Below are 18,127 nucleotides of genomic sequence, written 5' to 3'. Positions count from 1 at the left end.
TCCTTTCCATTGCTGTCAGACCTGCCGAAGCTCGGCCGGACCGGCCTCGATCCCAACCGGCGGCAGTGTCGCCAGCAGGTCGTCCGGTGGGCTGGCGGGCAACCGTAGGGTGAACGTCGATCCACCCCCAAGAGTGCTCGACACCTCCACCCGACCGCCATGGTTGCTCGCGATGTGTTTCACGATGGCCAGACCGAGCCCGGTGCCACCGGTGGAACGCGAGCGGGCCTGGTCGGCCCGGTAGAACCGCTCGAAGATCCGATCCACGTCCGTCGGGGCGATGCCGATGCCCTGGTCAGCGACCGCGACCTCGACATGTTCGCCGTCACCGCGGAGGGTGACCCGCACCGTGGTGTCCTCGCCCGAGTAGTTGATGGCGTTCTCCACCAGGTTCGCCACCGCCGTGGCGAGCTGACTGTCGCTGCCGTACGCGGTGAGACCCCGCTCGCCGTCGACCGTCACCTCGACCCCCCGGGCGGCGGCCGTGGTGCGGGTGCGGTCGACCACCTCGGCGATCACCCAGTCGAGCGCGACGGGCTCCGGTGGCGGCTGCGGCTCGGCGCCCTGGAGCCGGGTCAGCTCCAGCAACTCCTGCACCAGCCGGCCCAGCCGGGTCGACTCGTGCTGGATCCGTTCGGCGAACCGGCGGGCGGCGACCAGGTCCTCGGAGAGGTCGGGTACCGCGGCGTCGGCCGGCTCGGTGGCGTCCAGCAGCGCCTCGGCGAGCAGTTGGAGCGCGCCGATCGGTGTCTTGAGCTCATGGCTCACGTTCGCCACGAAGTCACGTCGCACCCGGGTCAGGCGGTGCGACTCGGTCACGTCGACCGCCTCCACGGCGATGAAGCCGTTCCCGAGGCCCATGGCCCGCAGGTGCACGCCCAGCGGGTTCTCACCTGCGCTGTCGCGACCCCGCGGCAGGTCCAGCTCGATCTCGCGCCGCACGCCGGTGCGCCGCACCTGGCCAGCGAGAGTACGGATCAACGGGTGCGCGGCGATCGAGCCCGGGGTGCTGCCGGTACGCAGCAGACCCATCGCACGGGCGGCCGGGTTGATCAGCACGGGCACGTCGTCGTTGTCCAGTACCACGACACCGGCCCGGAGCGAATCGATCGTCCGGCGGCCGAGCCCGGCCTGCTGCTCGTCGGCTATCGCGGGCCTCCCCCTGCTCCAGCGGGAGCTCGCGCTGCCCGTCGACGTGGAGCGGCCGCGCGCCGGCAGGAACCGGGGCAGCAGAAGGCCGACGACCAGTCCGGCCGCCAACGCCACGGCCACCACGACCGTCACCGCCCACTCCACCCGGCGATCGTAGGGTCATTGTTAACCTGGCTACCACACAGAACGGGACGAACCACCCGCACTTCCGGAAGTGTTCACCCCCACGTCTGGCGTCGTTCACCGTGGTTCATCCGGGATCCGTTCACGCGCCCTACCGTTGGCGTCGCACCTGCTCAACCCCTGCGCCGGCACCCGTCGGCGGCGACCGACCACAGGACGTGATGATGCGCGACGAGTTCCGGGCCGACCTCCAGATCGTCAGCCAACTGCTGGTGGACATGGCGGAGGGCGTCCGCGCTGCCATGCGCCAGGCCACCCGGGCCCTGCTCACCGCCGACCGGCAGGCCGCCGAGACGGTCATCGAGCGGGACGCCGAGATCGACGACCTCTACCGGCACGTCGAGGAGCGGGTGTGTGACCTGCTCGCCCGGCAGGCGCCGGTCGCCTCCGACCTGCGTGCCATGATCACCGCGCTGCACGTCGCGGCCGACCTGGAGCGGATGGGCGACCTGGCCGACCACGTGGCGAAGACGGCGCTGCGGCGGCACCCCTCGCCCGCCGTACCGGCCGAGCTGCGGACGATCTTCACCGAGATGGCCGACATCGCCGACCGGATGGCGGCGAAGATCGGTTCGGTGCTGGCGAAGCCCGACGTCGACCTGGCCGGCGAGTTGGACCGGGACGACGACGCCATGGACGAGCTGCACAAGAGCCTGTTCTCGGTGCTGCTCGGCGACGACTGGCCGTACGGGGTGGAGACCGCCATCGACGCCACCCTGCTGGGCCGCTTCTACGAGCGCTTCGCCGACCACGCGGTCAACGCCGGCGAGCACGTGATCTACCTGATCACCGGTGAGAGCACGCCCACCGGCAACTGACACCCGTCAGAAAGGGGCCCCCGCGTCGCGGGGGCCCCTTTCGCTGCTCTCAGCGGCCCTGGTTGGCGACCGCGGCGGCGGCTGCCTTCGCCGCTGTCGGGTCGAGGTAGGTGCCGCCCAGGGTGAGCGGGCGCAGCTGCGGATCGAGGTCGTAGCGCAGCGGGATCCCGGTCGGGATGTTCAGCTTGGCGATCGCCTCGTCGGAGATCTGGTCGAGGTGCTTCACCAGGGCGCGCAGCGAATTGCCGTGCGCGGCCACCAGCACCGTCCGGCCGGCCAGGATGTCCGGCACGATCGAGTCGTACCAGTAGGGCAGCATCCGCTCGACGACGTCCTTGAGGCACTCGGTACGCGGCATCAGCTCGGTCGGCAGCAGCGCGTAGCGCGGATCGCCCACCTGCGACCACTCGTCGTCGTCAGCGATCGGCGGCGGCGGCGTGTCGTACGACCGGCGCCAGAGCATGAACTGCTCCTCGCCGTACTCGTCGAGGGTCTGCTTCTTGTTCTTGCCCTGTAGGGCGCCGTAGTGCCGCTCGTTGAGCCGCCACGACCGGCGCACCGCGATCCAGTGCCGGTCGGCGGCGTTCAGCGCCAACTCGGCGGTGCGGATCGCCCGGCGCATCACGCTGGTGTGGACGACGTCCGGCAGCAGGCTGTGCTCGCGCAGCAGCTCACCGCCGCGCCGCGCCTCGCCCTCGCCCTTCTCGGTCAGGTCGACGTCCACCCAGCCGGTGAAGAGGTTCTTGGCGTTCCAGTCACTCTCGCCGTGCCGCAGCAGGACCAGCGTCCCGACGGTGGGCCCCTCGCTCGCAGTCATGCGGATCATCCTGCCTCAACCCCGTACCGGACACGCGGGCACCCGTCGTGACGACCACCACGTGATAAAGCGGATGACCTGTGAATCCGACCGCCACTAGGGTTGTAAGGCGCTGCAGTCACATCGGTCATTACTTGCAAGCGGGGGCACCACGTGCGGACGATGCGGAGCTGGTTCCGGGACACCACCGGCGGCCTGCCGGCCACCTTCTGGTACCTGTGGTCGGGGACTCTGATCAACCGGCTCGGCTCGTTCGTCCTCGTCTTCCTCGCCATCTACCTGACCCAGGAACGCGGCTTCTCCCCCTCCCAGGCCGGCCTGGTGCTCGGCCTGTGGGGTGTCGGCGGCGCGGTCGGCACCACCGCCGGCGGCACCCTGGCCGACCGGTGGGGCCGCCGACCGACGCTGCTCACCGCGCATGTCGGCGCGGCGGCCATGATGCTCGCCCTCGGCCTGGCCCGTGACCTCTGGGCAGTGGCGCTGGGTGCGCTGCTGCTCGGCATGTTCGCCGAGGCGGCCCGGCCGGCGTTCGGGGCCATGATGATCGACGTGGTGCCGGCCAAGGACCGGCTGCGCGCGTTCTCGCTCAACTACTGGGCGATCAACCTGGGCTTCGCCTGCGCCGCCATCCTCGCCGGTCTCGCCGCGCAGGCCGACTACCTGCTGCTGTTCGTGGTCGACGCGGGCACGATGCTGATCACCGCGTTGATCATCTTCGCCCGGGTGCCGGAGACCCGGCACGGCGGATTCACCGTCGCGGCGACCACGGCCCCGCGCGGCGCCCTGCGCACCATCCTCAGCGACCGGGTCTACCTCGGCTTCGTGGCTCTGAACCTGTTCGCCGCGATGGTCTTCCTCCAGCACATCTCGATGCTGCCGATCGCCATGGGCGACTCCGGCCTGAGCCCGGCCACCTACGGCTCGGTGATCGCGCTCAACGGCTTGCTCATCGTCGTCGGCCAACTCTTCGTGCCCCGACTGATCCGGGGTCGGAACCGCTCGCAGGTGCTCGCCCTCGCCGCCGTGGTGATGGGTGTCGGGTTCGGGCTGACCGCGTTCGCCGGCAGCGCCTGGTTCTACGGGCTGACGGTGCTGATCTGGACGGTCGGCGAGATGCTGAACTCGCCGTCCAACTCCACGCTGATCGCCGAACTCTCCCCGGCCGAGCTGCGCGGTCGCTACCAGGGCGTGTTCGGGCTCTCCTGGCAGATCGCCGGGGCGAGCGCGCCGATTCTCGGCGGCCTGGTGCGGGAGCACGTCGGCAACGCGGCGCTCTGGTTCGGCTGCGCCGTGATCGGCGTACTGACGGCGGTGGCCCACCTCGCCTCCGGTCCGGCCCGGGAGCGGCGTGCCGTCGCGCTGCGCCACGCCGCCGACGCGTCCGCACCGGTCAGCACCCGCGCTGCGGCGTCGCACCCCGCCGAGGCGGCAGCCTGAGCCCGGTGTGACCGCTGAGACGAACGGCTCATGATCAGGAACCCGACTGGCGCAACCCGGCCCGACTTCCTACCGTCCAGGAGAAACGGTTAAGAAACCGAACTGTCGGGAGGTCGGATGCACGCCCTGCGGCGCTGGTGGCAGGACACCGCGGGCGGGCTACCCGCCACCTTCTGGTACCTCTGGGCGGGTTTGCTGATCAACCGCGCTGGCGCGTTCGCCATGCTCTTCCTGTCGCTCTACCTGACCGACGCCCGGGGCGCCAGCGAATCGGTGGCCGGCACCGTGGTCGGGGCGTACGGGGCCGGCGGGGCGGCCGGCGCGCTGCTCGGCGGGGTGATGGCCGACCGGTGGGGTCGCCGGGCCACCCTGCTCGCCGCCCACCTGGCCACCGCCGCCCTGATGGTGGCACTGGCCTTCAGCCGGCCCCTGCTGCTGATCGCGGCGCTCTCCGCACTGGTCGGCGTGGTGCACTTGATGCCCAGCCCCGCCTTCGTGGCGGCAATCGTCGACGTGGTGCCGGCGCAGCGCCGCTCACGCGCGTTCAACCTCCAGTTCTGGGCGTTCAACCTGGGCATGGCCGTCGCGTCGCTGCTCGCCGGCGTGCTGGCCGAGGCGAGCTTCACCGCACTGTTCCTGGTCGACGCCGGCGCCACGCTGACCGCCGCCGCCGTCATCGCCTGGAAGGTGCCGGAGACGCTGCGACGGGCCGGCCCGGCCGCGCCCCTCCCGCCCGCCGGCCAGCAGGGGGCCGGCCGCTCCCGTCGACAGGGGCTGCACACCGCGCTCACCGACCGGACCTTCCTGATCTTCGTCGGGCTCACCTTCGTGCTGGCCGTCCTCACCCTGCAGACCTCGACGATCATGCCGCTGGCGATGCGCGCCGACGGTCTGGGACCGTCGGCGTACGGGGCGGTGGTGGCACTCGGGGGCGCGCTGATCGTGCTGGGGCAACTGTTCGTGCCCCGGCTGATCGACCGGCACCGCAAGGACGTCGTGCTGGCCATCTCCACGGCCCTGCTGGCGGTCGGCTTCGGCGTGCTCGCCGTCGCCGACCACCTGGGCGTCTACCTCGGTGCGGCGGTGGTCTGGACGGTCGGCTCGATGCTCGCCGCGCCGCCCAACGCGCAGATCAACGCGGATCTGGCGCCGCCGCAACTGCGCGCCCGGTACCAGTCGGTCTTCTACCTGACGTTCCCGGCCGCGGCGTTCGTCGCACCCACCCTGGGCGGGGTGAGCCTGCAGCACCTCGGTGACCGGCACTGGCTGATCGTGGGCGGGCTGGGCCTGCTGGCCGCGCTCGGGCACCTGCTGGCCGGGCCGCCCCGTGACCGGCACGTCGCCGCGATGCGCCGGATGGTCGACCGGGAGCCGGCGCCGCGCGGGGACCGCGTCCAGACGGGCTGACCGTACGACGGCAAAGCGCCCACCATGTCCCGAAGGTCATGGTGGGCGCTCGCCGGTGGGGCCGGCGGCGGCGGGCAACACTCACCCCCGTAAGCATCGCCCGCTCGCGCCGCCGGTCCAAACAGGTGGGCACCGTCCCCCAACGGTTGATCCACCCGTCCCCTCGCACCTCGCCTGGTGCGCGGATCTGATCGATCCGCCGCTCCCCCGAACGTTTCCAAGCGTGGCGCGGTGCAATAAAGCTAGTTCGGCCGGATTCTGGATTCAACCCAGATGGGTGTCTCGCCGGTCACAACTGACGAGTATCCCCAGCTCGGGCCTCGGTCTGTGGCAACAGCCGGGTACCCGTCGGGCATTCCCTCAAACACCTCAGCCGTCCTCACGATCGGGTGACTCGGTCCGGAAGAAGTTGCTCTGCCGGCCGTCACGCATCTGCTCCTGATAGATCAGGTTGAGCCGGCGCAGATCAAACGTGTGAAACCACTCATCCCAGGGGATCTCACGAATCCGGCTGCTTTCCCGGTAGCCGGGGATGTTGAAGGTCAACACTCCGGCCCGACCGTCCCGCTCAGTGCCCGCGATGGTCGCCGGCTTCGCGCCACGCTCCCGCGCCCAACGTTGGATCACCTCGTGATTCGCGGTGATCAGGCTCCGTCCCGGCCGCTCCGGCCGGTCCGCCGTCGACGAGATCACCTGCGAGCTGCGGACCGACCGTCCGCTGCCCCGTCCGGTCCGGATCCCACCGGCCGTCGTGCCACCAGCCGCCGGCCGGCTCGCCGTGGCCCGCTTGGTGGGAGCCGCCCGCTTCGCCGTGGCCCGCTTGGCGGGAGCCGCCCGCTTCGCCGGCGCCGCCTTCGCCGTGGCCCGCGTGGCAGCCGGTCGCGACGGCGCCTTCTTCGCGGGCGCCTTTCGCGCTGGCGCGGCACGCGCGGTCGTCGACGTCCTGCGAGCGGCGGTCGACCTGGCCGTTGTCGTCTTCTTCGCCGCGGCCGTCTTACGGGCCGCCGTCGATGTCCGTGCGGTGGTCGTCCGCTTCGCAGCGGTCGACCTGCTCGCGGCGGTGGTGCGCTTGGCAGGGGTGGTCCGCTTCGCCGCTGTCGTCTTCTTCGCCGCTGTCGTCTTCTTCGCGGCGGCCCGCTTCGCGGGAGCGCTCTTGTTCGCGGGCGCAGCCTTTGCGCGACTCGGTGCCGCCCTCGACGCCGACTTCTTCGTCGCGGCGGCCCGACCGGCCGACGCCCTGGTGCCGGCGGCCCGACCAGCCGGTCCGGTACTGCGCCGGCCCGCCCCACCGGCGTCCGAACGCATCGAACGCACCAACTGTTTCACCAGGTCAGGCTTGCGCATCGCGGAGATCCCAGAGACCCCGCGTTTGCGCAACTGCCCGCGGATGTCGTCCACCCGCATCCGGGAGATCTCCGACTCGGAGATCCCGGGTGTCGCCGGGCTCTGGTTGCCGGCCTGCCGTCTGGTCCTGGTCGCAGTCCCGCCGCGACCTGAGCTGTTCCGCTGAGCCATGGGATGCTCCGCTCCTCGACACTCCGTCCTCGGCGCGCGGGGGTCCCTCTGCCGCACCGCGCGGTGCGGCATACCCAGCAAGGGCAGTCCGAACCCTCCGTTCGTCGCCGCCCGCTGTGACGGTAGGGATTGAGCCGGGCGCACCCGTACCCCACACATCCTTTGCTCTGCTTACACCCAGGCAACGCTCGGAGCCCGTAAGTGTTGCGTCGGTTGAAGCAGAGCAAAGGAGGCGTCCCACCACCTCGGCCCGGAAGCCCGCCTGATAAACCCCGCAGTCGGGGCGCAGGCCCCCGCGCGTGGAGCCGCCGAGAACGCCAGTTGTCAGGCGGGGCCGGGGCCGGACGGCTCGAAGAGGTGGGCGAAAGCGGCCAGGTTCGCGGTCGACTCGCCGCGCTTGACGCGCCACTCGTACTCGCGCCGGATCGAGCTGCCGAAGCCGATCTCCAGCATGGTGTCGAAGGACTCGTCGGAGTAGGTAAGCACCGAACCGAGCAGCCGGTCCAGCTCGTCGGCGTCCACACCGGCCGGGTTGACCCGCCCGGTCAGGTACACGTCACCGACCGCGTCGGTGGAGAAGGAGACCCCGTACATCCGGGCGTTGCGCTGCAGCAGCCAGGCCCACAGCTCCTCGCGCCGCTCGTCGGGCTGGCGCATGACGAACGCCTCGATCCGCAGCGCGTGCTCACCGACGATCAGGTTGCAGATCGTCTTGAGCTTGTGGGTGCCCGGCAGGGTGATCGCGTACGAGCCGGGGCCGGTCGACTCCCAGGCCAGGTCACGTTCGGCACACACCGACTCGATCAGGGTCGCAAGATCGCTCTTCGGGCTCACCGGACCCACTCTACGACCGCCCCGGCCCACGCACCGGATGACGACCGGCCCGCGGTCACCCACCAGCACGATCGGCGCGCGGTCAGCACCGGCACGATCGGCGCGGGGTCACCACCGGCACGACCTGTCCCCGGTCACCAAGAGCAGGAGAGGGCGGGGCCTCCGGCCAGGTCGGCGGCGAGGCGGGCCCGGCGCGCGGCGATCGCCTCGCCGTAGACGTCGAGCAGGCCCGTGACGGTGCGGTCCCAGGAGAAGTGTCGGGCGTGCTGCGCGGCGCCGCGGGACAGCCTGGCCCGCAGTGCACGGTCCGGCAGCAGGCGGCCCAGGGCCCGGGCCCAGTCCACCGGGTCGTGCCCGTCGATGAGCACCCCACTGGCCTGGTCCCGAACGGCGGTGACCAGACCACCGACGGCGGCGGCCAGCACCGGCGTACCGCAGGCCTGCGCCTCCAGGGCGACGAGCCCGAAGGATTCGTTGTGCGACGGCACCGCGACCAGATCGGCGGCCCGGTACAGGGCCGGCAGGTCGTCGCCGGTACGCGGCGGCAGGAAACGGACCCGGTCGGCGACGCCGAGCGTCGCGGCCAGCTCGATCAGGGCGGTCGGCCGGTCCAGTCCGCTGCCGCTGGGCCCGCCGCAGATCACCACGGTCACCTCGTCGGCCAGGGCCGGATCACGCTCGCGCAGGGCGGCGATCGCGCGGATGAGCACGTCCGGCGCCTTGAGTGGTTGGATCCGACCGACGAAGGCCACCACGTACCCGTCGACCGGCAGCCCCAGCCTGCGGCGGGCGGCGCGGGCGGCCACGAACCGGTCGCCCGGCGCGGGCCGGAACCGGGCCAGGTCGACGCCCGGCTGCACGACGGAGACCTGGTCGGGGGCGGCGTCGTACCGCTCGACGAGGTCGCGGGCCTCCACCCGGGTGTTGGCGACCAGCTGGTCGGCCTCGGCGACGACCTGCTCCTCGCCGATCACCCGAGCCTTCGGTTCCGGCCGGTCGTCGGCGGCGAGTTGGGCGTTCTTGACCTTCGCCAGGGTGTGCGCGGTGTGCACCAGCGGCACTCCCCAGCGCTCCTTGGCCAGCCAGCCGACCTGCCCCGACAGCCAGTAGTGGGAGTGGATCAGGTCGTAGTGCCCGGGTGGGCGGGACGCCTCGGCGCGCAGCACCCCGGCGGTGAAGGCGCAGAGCTGGCCGGGCAACTCCTCCTTGGTCAGCCCTTCGAGCGGACCGGAGGTGATGTGCCGGACCTGCACGCCGGGGGCCATCTCGACCACCGGGGGGAGGTCACCCGAGGTGGCCCGGGTGAAGATCTCCACCTCGACGTCGGCCTCGGCGAGCCGCCGGGCGACCTCCAGGATGTAGACGTTCATCCCGCCGGCGTCGCCGGTGCCCGGCTGGTGCAGCGGGGAGGTGTGCACCGACAGGGTGGCGATGCGGCGGGGCCGGGGCCACGGTCGGGCACCTCGCTGACGACCGACACCGGTGTGCAGTTCCGCCACGTCCGCTCCTTCAGTCACGGTTAATGCCGTCTCGCACGACCGGCGCTTCTCGGTCAACCTGTACGCCGGATGTCATCTTCCCCATCGGGCTACGGAAATGCGTCGGCGCGGCCGGCCGGGGTGACGGACCTCATCAACCGTCGGCCCGCACGGCGAAGCCCCGCGCCCGATCGCAAGGCCTCGGACGACCGGGGCGACAATGACCGGATGACCTCTGTCGCCATCGTCACCGGAGCGTCCAGCGGGATCGGAGCGGCCACCGCCCGCCGGCTCGCCGCCGAGGGTTTCCACGTGCTCGCCGCCGCCCGCCGCGCCGAACGGCTCGCCGACCTGGTCGCCGAGATCACCGCCGCCGGCGGGCAGGCCACCGCGGTGACCTGCGACGTCACCTCGGACGAGTCGGTGGCCCGGTTGGCCGAGGCCGCCGCCCAGGCGCCCGGGCCGGTCACCCTCCTGGTGAACAACGCCGGCGGAGCACGCGGGCTGGACCCGGTGGAGTCCGGCTCGGTCGCCGACTGGCAGTGGATGTACGACGTGAACGTGCTCGGCACCCTGCGGGTCACCCAGGCGCTGCTGCCGGCGCTGGAGGCGTCCAGTTCCGGCACCATCGTGGTGGTCTCCTCCACCGCCGGCCTGACCGTGTACGAGGGTGGCGGCGGCTACACCGCGGCGAAGCACGCGCAGACCGCCATCGCCGGCACGCTCCGCCTGGAGCTGTGTGGCCGGCCGCTGCGGGTCATCGAGATCGACCCCGGAATGGTGAAGACCGACGAGTTCGGGCTGGTCCGCTTCGAGGGCGACGCCGAGCGGGCGGCCGCCGTCTACGCCGGGGTGCCGGGGCCGCTGGTCGCCGAGGACGTCGCCGACTGCATCGCCTGGTGCGCCACCCGCCCCGAGCACGTCAACATCGACCGGCTGGTGGTCCGGCCACGGGCGCAGGCCGCGCAACACAAGGTGCACCGGGTCTCCTGAGTCGGGGACAGGACCGATGAGCGGGGCTCCACGACGCCGACCGCTCGGCGTGGTCACCCGGGGCACCACCAACCCGAACCGGCTGCGCCGGGTGGACAACTGGATCGTGGCGACCTGCGCCGACCGGCTGCGGGCGGCGGTCGATCCGCTGGTGGTGGACCTCGGGTACGGCGCCACGCCGGTGACCGCCGTGGAGTTGCGGGCCCGGCTTGCCGCCGGGGTCCGTCGGGACGTACGCCTGGTCGGGCTGGAGATCGACCCGGCGCGGGTGGCCGCCGCGACGCCGGCCGCCGACCCGCCCGGCCTGACCTTCGCCCGGGGTGGCTTCGAGTTGGCCGGGCTCCGGCCGGTGCTGGTCCGCGCGTTCAACGTCCTGCGCCAGTACGACGAGCGCGAGGTGCCCGACGCCTGGCGCACGATGACCGCCGCGCTCGCTCCGGGTGGGGCGCTCGTCGAGGGCACCTGCGACGAGCTTGGCCGGCTGGCGAGCTGGCTGCTGGTCGACGCGGACGGCCCGCGCACGCTGACCCTGGCCGCGAAGCTCACCACGCTGGGCAGTCCCGCCGAGTTGGCCGAGCGGCTGCCCAAGGCGCTGATCCACCGCAACGTCCCGGGTGAGGCGGTGCACGACCTGATCCGGGCCCTGGACGACGCCTGGCAGGCTGCGGCCCCCTACGCCACCTTCGGTCCACGGCAGCGCTGGCTGAGGGCCGTGGGCAGGCTGCGGGACGACGGCTGGCCCGTGCGTGACGGCCCGCACCGCTGGCGGCACGGCGAGCTGACCCTCTCCTGGCCCCTCCCCTGAGCGGGGTGGGGTCAGAGGGCGCAGTTGATCAGGACCGGCTCGGGGTGCAGGGTGACCCCGAGGCGGGCGTGCACGGTGTCACGGATGGTGCCGGCGAGAATGAGCAGGTCGCTGGTGCTGGCCGTGCCGCTGCGATTGGTGAGGGCGAGGGTGTGCTTGCTGGAGATGGCCACGCCGTCCGGGCCGGGGTGGCCCTTGGTGAAGCCGGCCTTGTCGATCAGCCAGGCCGCGCTCACCTTGACCAGGCCGTCCGCCCCGGGCCAGGACGGGGGCTCGCCCAGGTCGGCGGCACGCTCCCGGAGCAGCTCGTACGTCGCCCGGTCGAGCACCGGGTTGGTGAAGAAGGAGCCGACCGAGCGGGTGTCGGGATCGGCGGCGTCGAGCACCATGCCCTTGCCGGCGCGCAGCCGCAGCACCGTCGCCCGCGCGTCGGCCAGCGGCACCCGCTCGCCCACCTCGACCCCGAGCGCCCGGGCCAGCTCGGCGTAGCGCACCGGGCCGGACAGCGGCGAGCGGGTGAGCCGGAAGTCGACCGAGAGCACCATCCAGCGGTCCTGGTACTTGAAGATGCTGCCCCGGTACGCGAACCCGCACTCTGCCGCGGGGATGATCCGACGGGCGCCGTCGAGCCGGTCGTACACCTCGACGCCGGTGATCGTCTCGGCGACCTCCTGGCCGTACGCGCCGACGTTCTGGATCGGGGTGGCGCCGGTCGAGCCGGGAATGCCGGAGAGGCATTCCAGGCCGGCCCAGTCGTTGCCGATCGTCGCGGCGACCAGGTCGTCCCACGGCTCGCCGGCTTCGACGCGTACGGTGACCGACTCGGCGTCCTCGGTGAGGACCCGCAGGCCACGGGAGCGCACCAGCACGACCGTGCCGGGGAAGCCGGCGTCGCCGATCACCACGTTGCTGCCGCCGGCCAGGACCAGGATCGGCTCGTCCGTGGCCTGGACCGCCCGGATGATCTCGTCGGCGCTGGTCGCGGCCACGATCCGCCTGGCCGGCCCGCCCATCCGTAGCGTGGTGTAACCGGCCAGTGGACCCGGGATGGCACGATCGGCTTCGGTTGTCGGCTGGGCGTAGGCGTCTGACACGTCTTTCACCTTAGGCTGATGGGCAGCCGTGGCACCTACTGGTGGCCCGGCACCCCCGGGAGGATGGCGATGAGCAGACTGCAGGGCAGCAAGGACTTCTGGATTGGGGCGCTGCGGGCCGAGGGCCCGGCGTTCGCCGCGGCGGTCGCCGAGGCGCCGCCGGAGACACCCGTGCTGTCCTGTCCGGGCTGGACAGTCAATGATCTCACCCTGCACCTCGCGGGCATCTACCACTGGGTTTATTCGTTCGCCGGGTCGGGGCAGACGGAGGTGCCGGCCCGCCGGGACGCGTCCGTGGCACCCTCGGGCCTGAGCGCGCTCCAGCTCTGGCAGCAGGGGTACGACCAGCTGATGACCCTCTTCGACGGGCTCGACCCGGAGGCGCCGGCGTGGAACTGGGCGCCGCAGCCGAAGAAGGCCGGCTTCTGGCCGCGCCGGATGGCACACGAGACGGCGGTGCACCGCTGGGACGCCCAGCTCGCCATCGCCGCCGGTGAACCGGTCGAGGCCAAGCTCGCCGCCGACGGGGTGAGCGAGGTGCTGGACACCTGGTTGCCGGCCGGCCGGCGGCAGGTCAAGGGCGACTGGCACGGGGTGGTGCAGCTCGCGGCGACGGACGCGGATCAGGAGTGGTATCTGCGGCTGCGCGGCGAGGGGGTGGCGCTGCTCGACACGGCGACCATCTTCGACCACGACGATCACCACGCCCGCGCGCAGGTCAGCGGCACCGCGAGCGATCTGCTGCTGGCGCTCTGGGGGCGGGTGAGCTTCGAGACCCTCGACGTCACGGGCGACCGCACGCTGCTGGACGGGCTGCGTACCGGCTGATTCCAGGGCCAGACCCGCGACGAGGGCGTCACTCCGGCAGGGGTGGCGCCCTCGTCGCGTATCGATGGACAGATTCAAGAGAGCGCTCTCTTGACACTGCCCGGGGAAGCCACCACCCTGACGTGAGAGCGCTCTCTTGGCCTCCTGCCACCACCTGACCACCTTGAGAGAGGTCCATATCCGATGGCTGTCTTTCCGCGCCGCCGCCTCGCCGCGGTGGCCCTCGCCGCCACGACCGCCCTGCTCGTCACCGCCGGCTGCGGCGGCGGTGACGACGCCGAGGCGGACGGGCCGATCACGCTGACCGTCGACGTCTTCGGCCAGTTCGGCTACGACCAGCTCTACCAGGAGTACATGGCCGCACACCCCGGCGTGAAGATCGTCGAGCGGGGCACCGGCAGCAACCTCGACGAGTACTCGCCGAAGCTGACCCAGTGGCTCGCCGCCGGCCGGGGCGCCGGCGACATCGTGGCCATCGAGGAGGGTCTGCTGGTCGAGTACAAGGCGAATCCGAACAACTTCGTCAACCTGCTGGACCACGGCGCCGCCGACCTCAAGGGCAACTTCCTGGAGTGGAAGTGGAACGCCGGCCTGACCCCCGACGGCAAGCAGCTCATCGGCCTCGGCACCGACGTCGGCGGCATCGCCATGTGCTACCGCAAGGACCTCTTCGAAAAGGCGGGCCTGCCCACCGAACGGGACGCGGTGTCGAAGCTCTGGCCGACCTGGCAGGACTACATCGCCACCGGTGAGAAGTTCGTCGCGGCCAAGACCGGGGCGTCCTTCCTCGACGCGGCCACCAACACGTTCAACACGATCCTGCTGCAGACCGCCGGCAACACCACCGGCTACAGCTACTACGACACCAACGGCAACGTCGTGGTCGACAGCAACCCGGCGGTACGGCAGGCCTGGGACACCACCATGGACATCATCGACTCGGGCCTCTCCGGCAAGTACGGCTCCTGGTCCGAGGAGTGGGTGTCGGCCTTCAAGCAGTCGAAGTTCGCCACCATCGCCTGCCCCGCCTGGATGACCGGTGTCATCGAGCAGAACTCCGGCCCGGCTGCCAAGGGCAAGTGGGACATCGCCCGGGTGCCCGGCAACGGCGGCAACTGGGGCGGGTCGCACCTCGCCGTGCCGAAGCAGAGCAAGCACCAGGCCGAGGCCATCGAGCTGGCGAAGTTCCTGACCAGCGCCAAGGGCCAGATCGGCGCATTCAAGGCCAAGGGTCCGCTGCCCTCCTCGCCGCAGGCGCTCGACGACCCGGCGATCGCCGGCTCGACCAACGCGTACTTCTCCGGGGCGCCCGTCGGAGCGATCTTCGGCACCGGCGCGAAGAGCCTGAAGCCGGTCTACATGGGCCCCAAGAACCAGGCCGTCCGCACCGAGGTGGAGAACGCCGTACGGACCGTGGAGCTGGGCCAGCGCAGCCCCACGCAGGGCTGGACGGACGCGGTGACCAACGCGAAGAAGGCCGCCGCCAAGTAGCCCGAGCCAGCGTGCGGGCGGGCTCCGGGACCCGGGGTCCCGCCCGCACGACGGAAAGGAGTCCCCGGGCATGACCGTCCAGCTCGACGCCCGACCGCCGGTCGCACCGGCAACCGGGCACCAACGCCGATCGTCGGGTCGGCTCAGCCGGCTCGACACCCGCTTCTCGCCGTACCTCTTCATCGCCCCGTTCTTCCTGATCTTCGGAGTCTTCGGGGCGTATCCGCTGGCGTACACCTTCTGGGTCTCGCTGCACGACTGGGACCTGCTCGGCACCGACCACCCGTTCGTCGGCGCGGAGAACTACACCCGGCTGCTCGCCGACGCCGACTTCTGGCACGCGCTGGTCAACACGATGGGCATCTTCGTCATCTCCACGGTGCCGCAGCTGCTCGCCGCGCTCTGGCTGGCCAACCTCCTCAATCGAGGGCTGCGGGCGCGTACGGGCTGGCGGATGGCGGTGCTCGTCCCCAACGTCACCTCCACCGCCGCCGTGGCGATCGTCTTCGGGGTGCTCTTCGGCCGCGAGTTCGGCATGATCAACTGGCTGCTCGACCTGGTCGGGATGGACGCGATCGAGTGGAAGTCCAACCGGGTCGCCTCCTGGGTGGCCATCTCCGCCATGGTCGACTGGCGGTGGACCGGCTACAACGCGCTGATCCTCCTGGCCGCGATGCAGGCCATCCCTCGCGACCTGTACGAGGCGGCGGCGATCGACGGCGCCAACCGCGCCCGGCAGTTCTGGTCGGTCACCGTGCCGCTGCTCAAACCGACGATCATCTTCTGCACGATCATCGCCACCATCGGCGGCCTGCAACTCTTCACCGAGCCCCGGATGTTCAACTCCGGCACCAACCCGATCCGCGGCGGGCCGCTGCGCGAGTCGCAGACCCTGACCATGTACATGTTCGAGAACGCCTTCGCGCCGCACTACAACTTCGGTTACGGGTCGGCGGTGGCGTGGCTCCTCTTCGCGCTCATCGCGATCGTCGCGGCGGTCAACGTGCTGATCCTGCGCCGACTCGGCGGCGGGGCCGGCCCTCGCAAAGGAGCAACCCGATGAGCCGCCTCTGGCGGGCGAGCCCGCTCACCTACCTGGCCCTGATGTTCGCCGCCGTTCTGTCGATCTTCCCGATCTGGTGGATGTTCGTCGTCGCCAGTCGCAGCAACGACGCGATGGGCCAACTGCCACCCCCGGTCACACCGGGCGGCAACCTGGGCGCGAACATCGCCCGCCTGTTCGACAACACCGACGCGTACTTCCTCACCGGTCTGATCAACTCGGTGATCGTGGCCACCACGGTGACCGTCTCGGTGGTGTTCTTCTCCAGCCTGGCCGGGTTCGCCTTCGCGAAGCTGCGCTTCCGGGGGCGCAACGCGCTGCTGTTGGTGATCATCGCGACGATGATGGTGCCGACGCAGCTCGGCGTGATCCCGCTCTATCTGCTCATGACCAAGTTGCAGTGGAACGACCGGCTGCCCGCGGTGATCGTCCCGGTGCTGGTCACCGGCTTCGGGGTGTTCATGATGCGGCAGTACGCCGGCCAGGCCATCAGCGACGAGCTCATCGAGGCCGCCCGGATGGACGGCTGCGGCACCCCGCGGATCTGGTGGCACGTGGTGCTGCCGGCGCTGCGCCCGGCCGCCGCCGTGCTCGGCCTGCTCACGTTCATGACCACCTGGAACGACTTCCTGTGGCCGTACGCTGTGCTGAACGACCCGGCGAACCCGACCGTTCAGCTCTCCCTGCGAGCGCTGTCCGACGGGTATTACCAGGACATGTCGCAGGTGTTCACCGGGACGGCCATCGCGACGCTCCCCCTGCTGCTGGTCTTCGTGCTGTTCGGCCGCCAGATCATCGGCGGGATCATGGAAGGTGCGGTCAAGGCGTGAATGAACTCCGGTTTCCCGAGCACTTCCTCTGGGGTGCGGCCACCGCCGCGTACCAGATCGAGGGCGCGGCCCGCGACGATGGTCGCGGCCCGTCCATCTGGGACACCTTCTGCCGTACGCCAGGCAAGGTGTACCAGGGCCACACCGGCGACGTCGCCTGCGACCACTACCACCGGTACGCCGACGACGTGGCGCTGATGGCAGAGCTGGGCCTGCGGGCGTACCGGTTCTCGGTCGCCTGGCCCCGGATCCAGCCCGACGGCAGCGGCCCGGTCAACCCGCGCGGGCTGGACTTCTACGACCGGCTCACCGACACCCTGCTCGCCCGGGGCATCGATCCGATCGTCACCCTCTACCACTGGGACCTGCCGCAGAGCCTGGAAGACCGGGGCGGCTGGACCAACCGGGACACCGCCGAGCACTTCGCCACGTACGCCACCGCCGTGTACGCCCGCCTCGGCGACCGGATCGACACCTGGACCACCCTCAACGAGCCGTGGTGCTCGGCCTACCTCGGTTACGGCAACGGGGTGCACGCGCCGGGCAAGCAGGACGGCGCGGCGGCCTTCACCGCCGTACACCATCTGCTGCTCGGGCACGGCCTGGCGGCGCGGGCGCTGCGGGCGGCCGGCGCGCGCAGCGTCGGCATCACCGTCAACCCGGCCGATGTACGGCCGGCGGACCCGCAGAGCGCGGCCGACGCCGCCGCCGTCCGCCTGGTCGACGGCCTGCACAACCGGATCTTCCTCGACCCGCTGCTGGCCGGCGGCTATCCCGACGACGTACGCGAGCACGTGGCCCGCATCGTCGAGCCGACGTTCATCCGCGACGGCGACGAGAAGCTGATCGCCGCCCCGATCGACCTGCTCGGCATCAACTACTACGCGCCCACCTACGTCGCCGGCCGCCCCGACGGCGACGGCGACGGCGCCTACCCGGGCACCGAGGGCGCGGTGCACTTCCTGCCGCCGGCCGGGCCGCTCACCGACATGGGCTGGATGATCGAGCCGTCCGGGCTGACCCGGTTGTTGGAGCGGATCGCCACCGACTATCCCGGTGTGCCGCTGCTGATCACCGAGAACGGCGCGGCGTTCCCCGACAAGGCGGGCACCGACTCGCCGGCCGGGCCGGGACAGGTGATCGACAACGACCGGATCGCCTACCTCGACGGGCACCTGCGGGCGGCGCACGAGGCGATCTCCCGGGGCGTGGATCTGCGCGGGTATCTCGTATGGTCATTCCTGGACAACTTCGAGTGGTCGGAGGGTTACCGCAAGCGGTTCGGGATCGTGCACGTCGACTACCTGACCCAGCGGCGCACACCGAAGGCCAGCGCCCGGTGGTACCAGGAGGTGATCTCCCGGAACGGGCTGTGACGAGCG

16 protein-coding genes are annotated in these 18,127 nt (G+C 71.3%); 10 read left to right on the top strand and 6 right to left on the bottom strand.

The window, feature by feature from the left end:
- Positions 1–15: 15 nt before the first annotated feature.
- Entirely contained in the window at positions 16–1,296 is a 1,281-nt protein-coding gene (locus tag ABZU53_RS07410) for an ATP-binding protein (protein WP_355064515.1), read from the bottom strand.
- A 203-nt stretch (positions 1,297–1,499) separates the two neighbouring features.
- On the opposite strand from ABZU53_RS07410, the gene phoU reads away from it, so the two are divergent.
- On the top strand, positions 1,500–2,153 hold the full coding sequence (phoU, locus tag ABZU53_RS07405) for a phosphate signaling complex protein PhoU (RefSeq protein ID WP_354854540.1): 654 nt from the start codon (positions 1,500–1,502) through the stop codon (positions 2,151–2,153).
- A 49-nt stretch (positions 2,154–2,202) separates the two neighbouring features.
- On the opposite strand, the gene ABZU53_RS07400 is transcribed toward phoU, so the two are convergent.
- Positions 2,203–2,970: a phosphoglyceromutase gene (locus tag ABZU53_RS07400; protein ID WP_354854542.1), complete on the bottom strand. Its 768-nt coding sequence runs from the start codon at positions 2,968–2,970 to the stop codon at positions 2,203–2,205.
- 153 nt (positions 2,971–3,123) lie between these two features.
- On the opposite strand from ABZU53_RS07400, the gene ABZU53_RS07395 reads away from it, so the two are divergent.
- Together ABZU53_RS07395 and ABZU53_RS07390 are read left to right on the top strand one after the other, a co-directional pair.
- The gene (locus tag ABZU53_RS07395) at positions 3,124–4,407 is read left to right on the top strand and encodes an MFS transporter (RefSeq protein ID WP_355064513.1); all 1,284 of its coding nucleotides are present in this window, start codon (positions 3,124–3,126) and stop codon (positions 4,405–4,407) included.
- 117 nt (positions 4,408–4,524) lie between these two features.
- A complete protein-coding gene (locus ABZU53_RS07390) occupies positions 4,525–5,814 on the top strand; it encodes an MFS transporter (RefSeq protein ID WP_355064511.1) in 1,290 nt (429 codons plus the stop codon).
- Positions 5,815–6,183: 369 nt separating this feature from the next.
- Here the strand turns inward: ABZU53_RS07390 and ABZU53_RS07385 are convergent, their stop codons facing one another.
- The 3 genes from ABZU53_RS07385 to mshA all read right to left on the bottom strand — a co-directional run bounded on the left by ABZU53_RS07385 (position 6,184) and on the right by mshA (position 9,662).
- Positions 6,184–7,218, bottom strand: coding sequence for a hypothetical protein (locus ABZU53_RS07385; RefSeq protein WP_355064582.1), 1,035 nt, complete (start codon positions 7,216–7,218; stop codon positions 6,184–6,186).
- Between the two features lie 435 nt (positions 7,219–7,653).
- The gene (locus ABZU53_RS07380) at positions 7,654–8,163 is read right to left on the bottom strand and encodes a YbjN domain-containing protein (RefSeq protein ID WP_354854549.1); all 510 of its coding nucleotides are present in this window, start codon (positions 8,161–8,163) and stop codon (positions 7,654–7,656) included.
- 134 nt (positions 8,164–8,297) lie between these two features.
- Positions 8,298–9,662: a D-inositol-3-phosphate glycosyltransferase gene (gene mshA / locus ABZU53_RS07375; RefSeq protein ID WP_354854551.1), complete on the bottom strand. Its 1,365-nt coding sequence runs from the start codon at positions 9,660–9,662 to the stop codon at positions 8,298–8,300.
- 207 nt (positions 9,663–9,869) lie between these two features.
- On the opposite strand from mshA, the gene ABZU53_RS07370 reads away from it, so the two are divergent.
- Together ABZU53_RS07370 and ABZU53_RS07365 are read left to right on the top strand one after the other, a co-directional pair.
- Positions 9,870–10,634: an SDR family oxidoreductase gene (locus ABZU53_RS07370; RefSeq protein ID WP_355064509.1), complete on the top strand. Its 765-nt coding sequence runs from the start codon at positions 9,870–9,872 to the stop codon at positions 10,632–10,634.
- Between the two features lie 16 nt (positions 10,635–10,650).
- Positions 10,651–11,439 carry a class I SAM-dependent methyltransferase gene (locus ABZU53_RS07365; protein WP_355064507.1) on the top strand — a complete coding sequence of 263 codons (789 nt, stop codon included), beginning with the start codon at positions 10,651–10,653 and terminating at the stop codon, positions 11,437–11,439.
- 11 nt (positions 11,440–11,450) lie between these two features.
- Here ABZU53_RS07365 and ABZU53_RS07360 read toward each other — a convergent pair whose 3' ends face one another.
- Positions 11,451–12,533 carry a UDP-N-acetylmuramate dehydrogenase gene (locus tag ABZU53_RS07360; RefSeq protein WP_355064506.1) on the bottom strand — a complete coding sequence of 361 codons (1,083 nt, stop codon included), beginning with the start codon at positions 12,531–12,533 and terminating at the stop codon, positions 11,451–11,453.
- 69 nt (positions 12,534–12,602) lie between these two features.
- Between ABZU53_RS07360 and ABZU53_RS07355 the strand changes: the two genes are divergently transcribed.
- The 5 genes from ABZU53_RS07355 to ABZU53_RS07335 all read left to right on the top strand — a co-directional run bounded on the left by ABZU53_RS07355 (position 12,603) and on the right by ABZU53_RS07335 (position 18,121).
- Positions 12,603–13,361, top strand: coding sequence for a maleylpyruvate isomerase family mycothiol-dependent enzyme (locus tag ABZU53_RS07355; RefSeq protein WP_355064504.1), 759 nt, complete (start codon positions 12,603–12,605; stop codon positions 13,359–13,361).
- 183 nt (positions 13,362–13,544) lie between these two features.
- On the top strand, positions 13,545–14,852 hold the full coding sequence (locus ABZU53_RS07350) for an extracellular solute-binding protein (protein ID WP_355064502.1): 1,308 nt from the start codon (positions 13,545–13,547) through the stop codon (positions 14,850–14,852).
- Positions 14,853–14,922: 70 nt separating this feature from the next.
- On the top strand, positions 14,923–15,915 hold the full coding sequence (locus ABZU53_RS07345) for a sugar ABC transporter permease (protein ID WP_355064500.1): 993 nt from the start codon (positions 14,923–14,925) through the stop codon (positions 15,913–15,915).
- Positions 15,912–16,745, top strand: coding sequence for a carbohydrate ABC transporter permease (locus ABZU53_RS07340; RefSeq protein ID WP_354859777.1), 834 nt, complete (start codon positions 15,912–15,914; stop codon positions 16,743–16,745). The genes ABZU53_RS07345 and ABZU53_RS07340 overlap by 4 nt, the downstream gene beginning before the upstream one ends.
- Positions 16,742–18,121, top strand: a complete 1,380-nt coding sequence (locus tag ABZU53_RS07335) for a GH1 family beta-glucosidase (RefSeq protein ID WP_355064498.1) — start codon at positions 16,742–16,744, stop codon at positions 18,119–18,121. Before ABZU53_RS07340 ends, ABZU53_RS07335 begins: the two co-directional genes overlap by 4 nt.
- Positions 18,122–18,127 lie beyond the last annotated feature (6 nt).

Source organism: Micromonospora sp. NPDC005194 (genome assembly GCF_040608335.1).
Lineage (GTDB): Bacteria > Actinomycetota > Actinomycetes > Mycobacteriales > Micromonosporaceae > Micromonospora.
This window is presented reverse-complemented; position numbering and strand designations above follow the sequence as displayed.

Bases quoted from the DNA above. Each gene is read 5' to 3' on its own strand.
- ABZU53_RS07390 (WP_355064511.1), top strand. From the start codon at position 4,525: ATGCACGCCCTGCGGCGCTGGTGGCAGGACACCGCGGGCGGGCTACCC.
- ABZU53_RS07370 (WP_355064509.1), top strand. From the start codon at position 9,870: ATGACCTCTGTCGCCATCGTCACCGGAGCGTCCAGCGGGATCGGAGCG.
- ABZU53_RS07350 (WP_355064502.1), top strand. From the start codon at position 13,545: ATGGCTGTCTTTCCGCGCCGCCGCCTCGCCGCGGTGGCCCTCGCCGCC.
- ABZU53_RS07345 (WP_355064500.1), top strand. From the start codon at position 14,923: ATGACCGTCCAGCTCGACGCCCGACCGCCGGTCGCACCGGCAACCGGG.
- ABZU53_RS07365 (WP_355064507.1), top strand. From the start codon at position 10,651: ATGAGCGGGGCTCCACGACGCCGACCGCTCGGCGTGGTCACCCGGGGC.
- ABZU53_RS07340 (WP_354859777.1), top strand. From the start codon at position 15,912: ATGAGCCGCCTCTGGCGGGCGAGCCCGCTCACCTACCTGGCCCTGATG.
- ABZU53_RS07355 (WP_355064504.1), top strand. From the start codon at position 12,603: ATGAGCAGACTGCAGGGCAGCAAGGACTTCTGGATTGGGGCGCTGCGG.
- ABZU53_RS07385 (WP_355064582.1), bottom strand. From the start codon at position 7,218: ATGCGGGTGGACGACATCCGCGGGCAGTTGCGCAAACGCGGGGTCTCT.
- ABZU53_RS07400 (WP_354854542.1), bottom strand. From the start codon at position 2,970: ATGACTGCGAGCGAGGGGCCCACCGTCGGGACGCTGGTCCTGCTGCGG.
- phoU (WP_354854540.1), top strand. From the start codon at position 1,500: ATGCGCGACGAGTTCCGGGCCGACCTCCAGATCGTCAGCCAACTGCTG.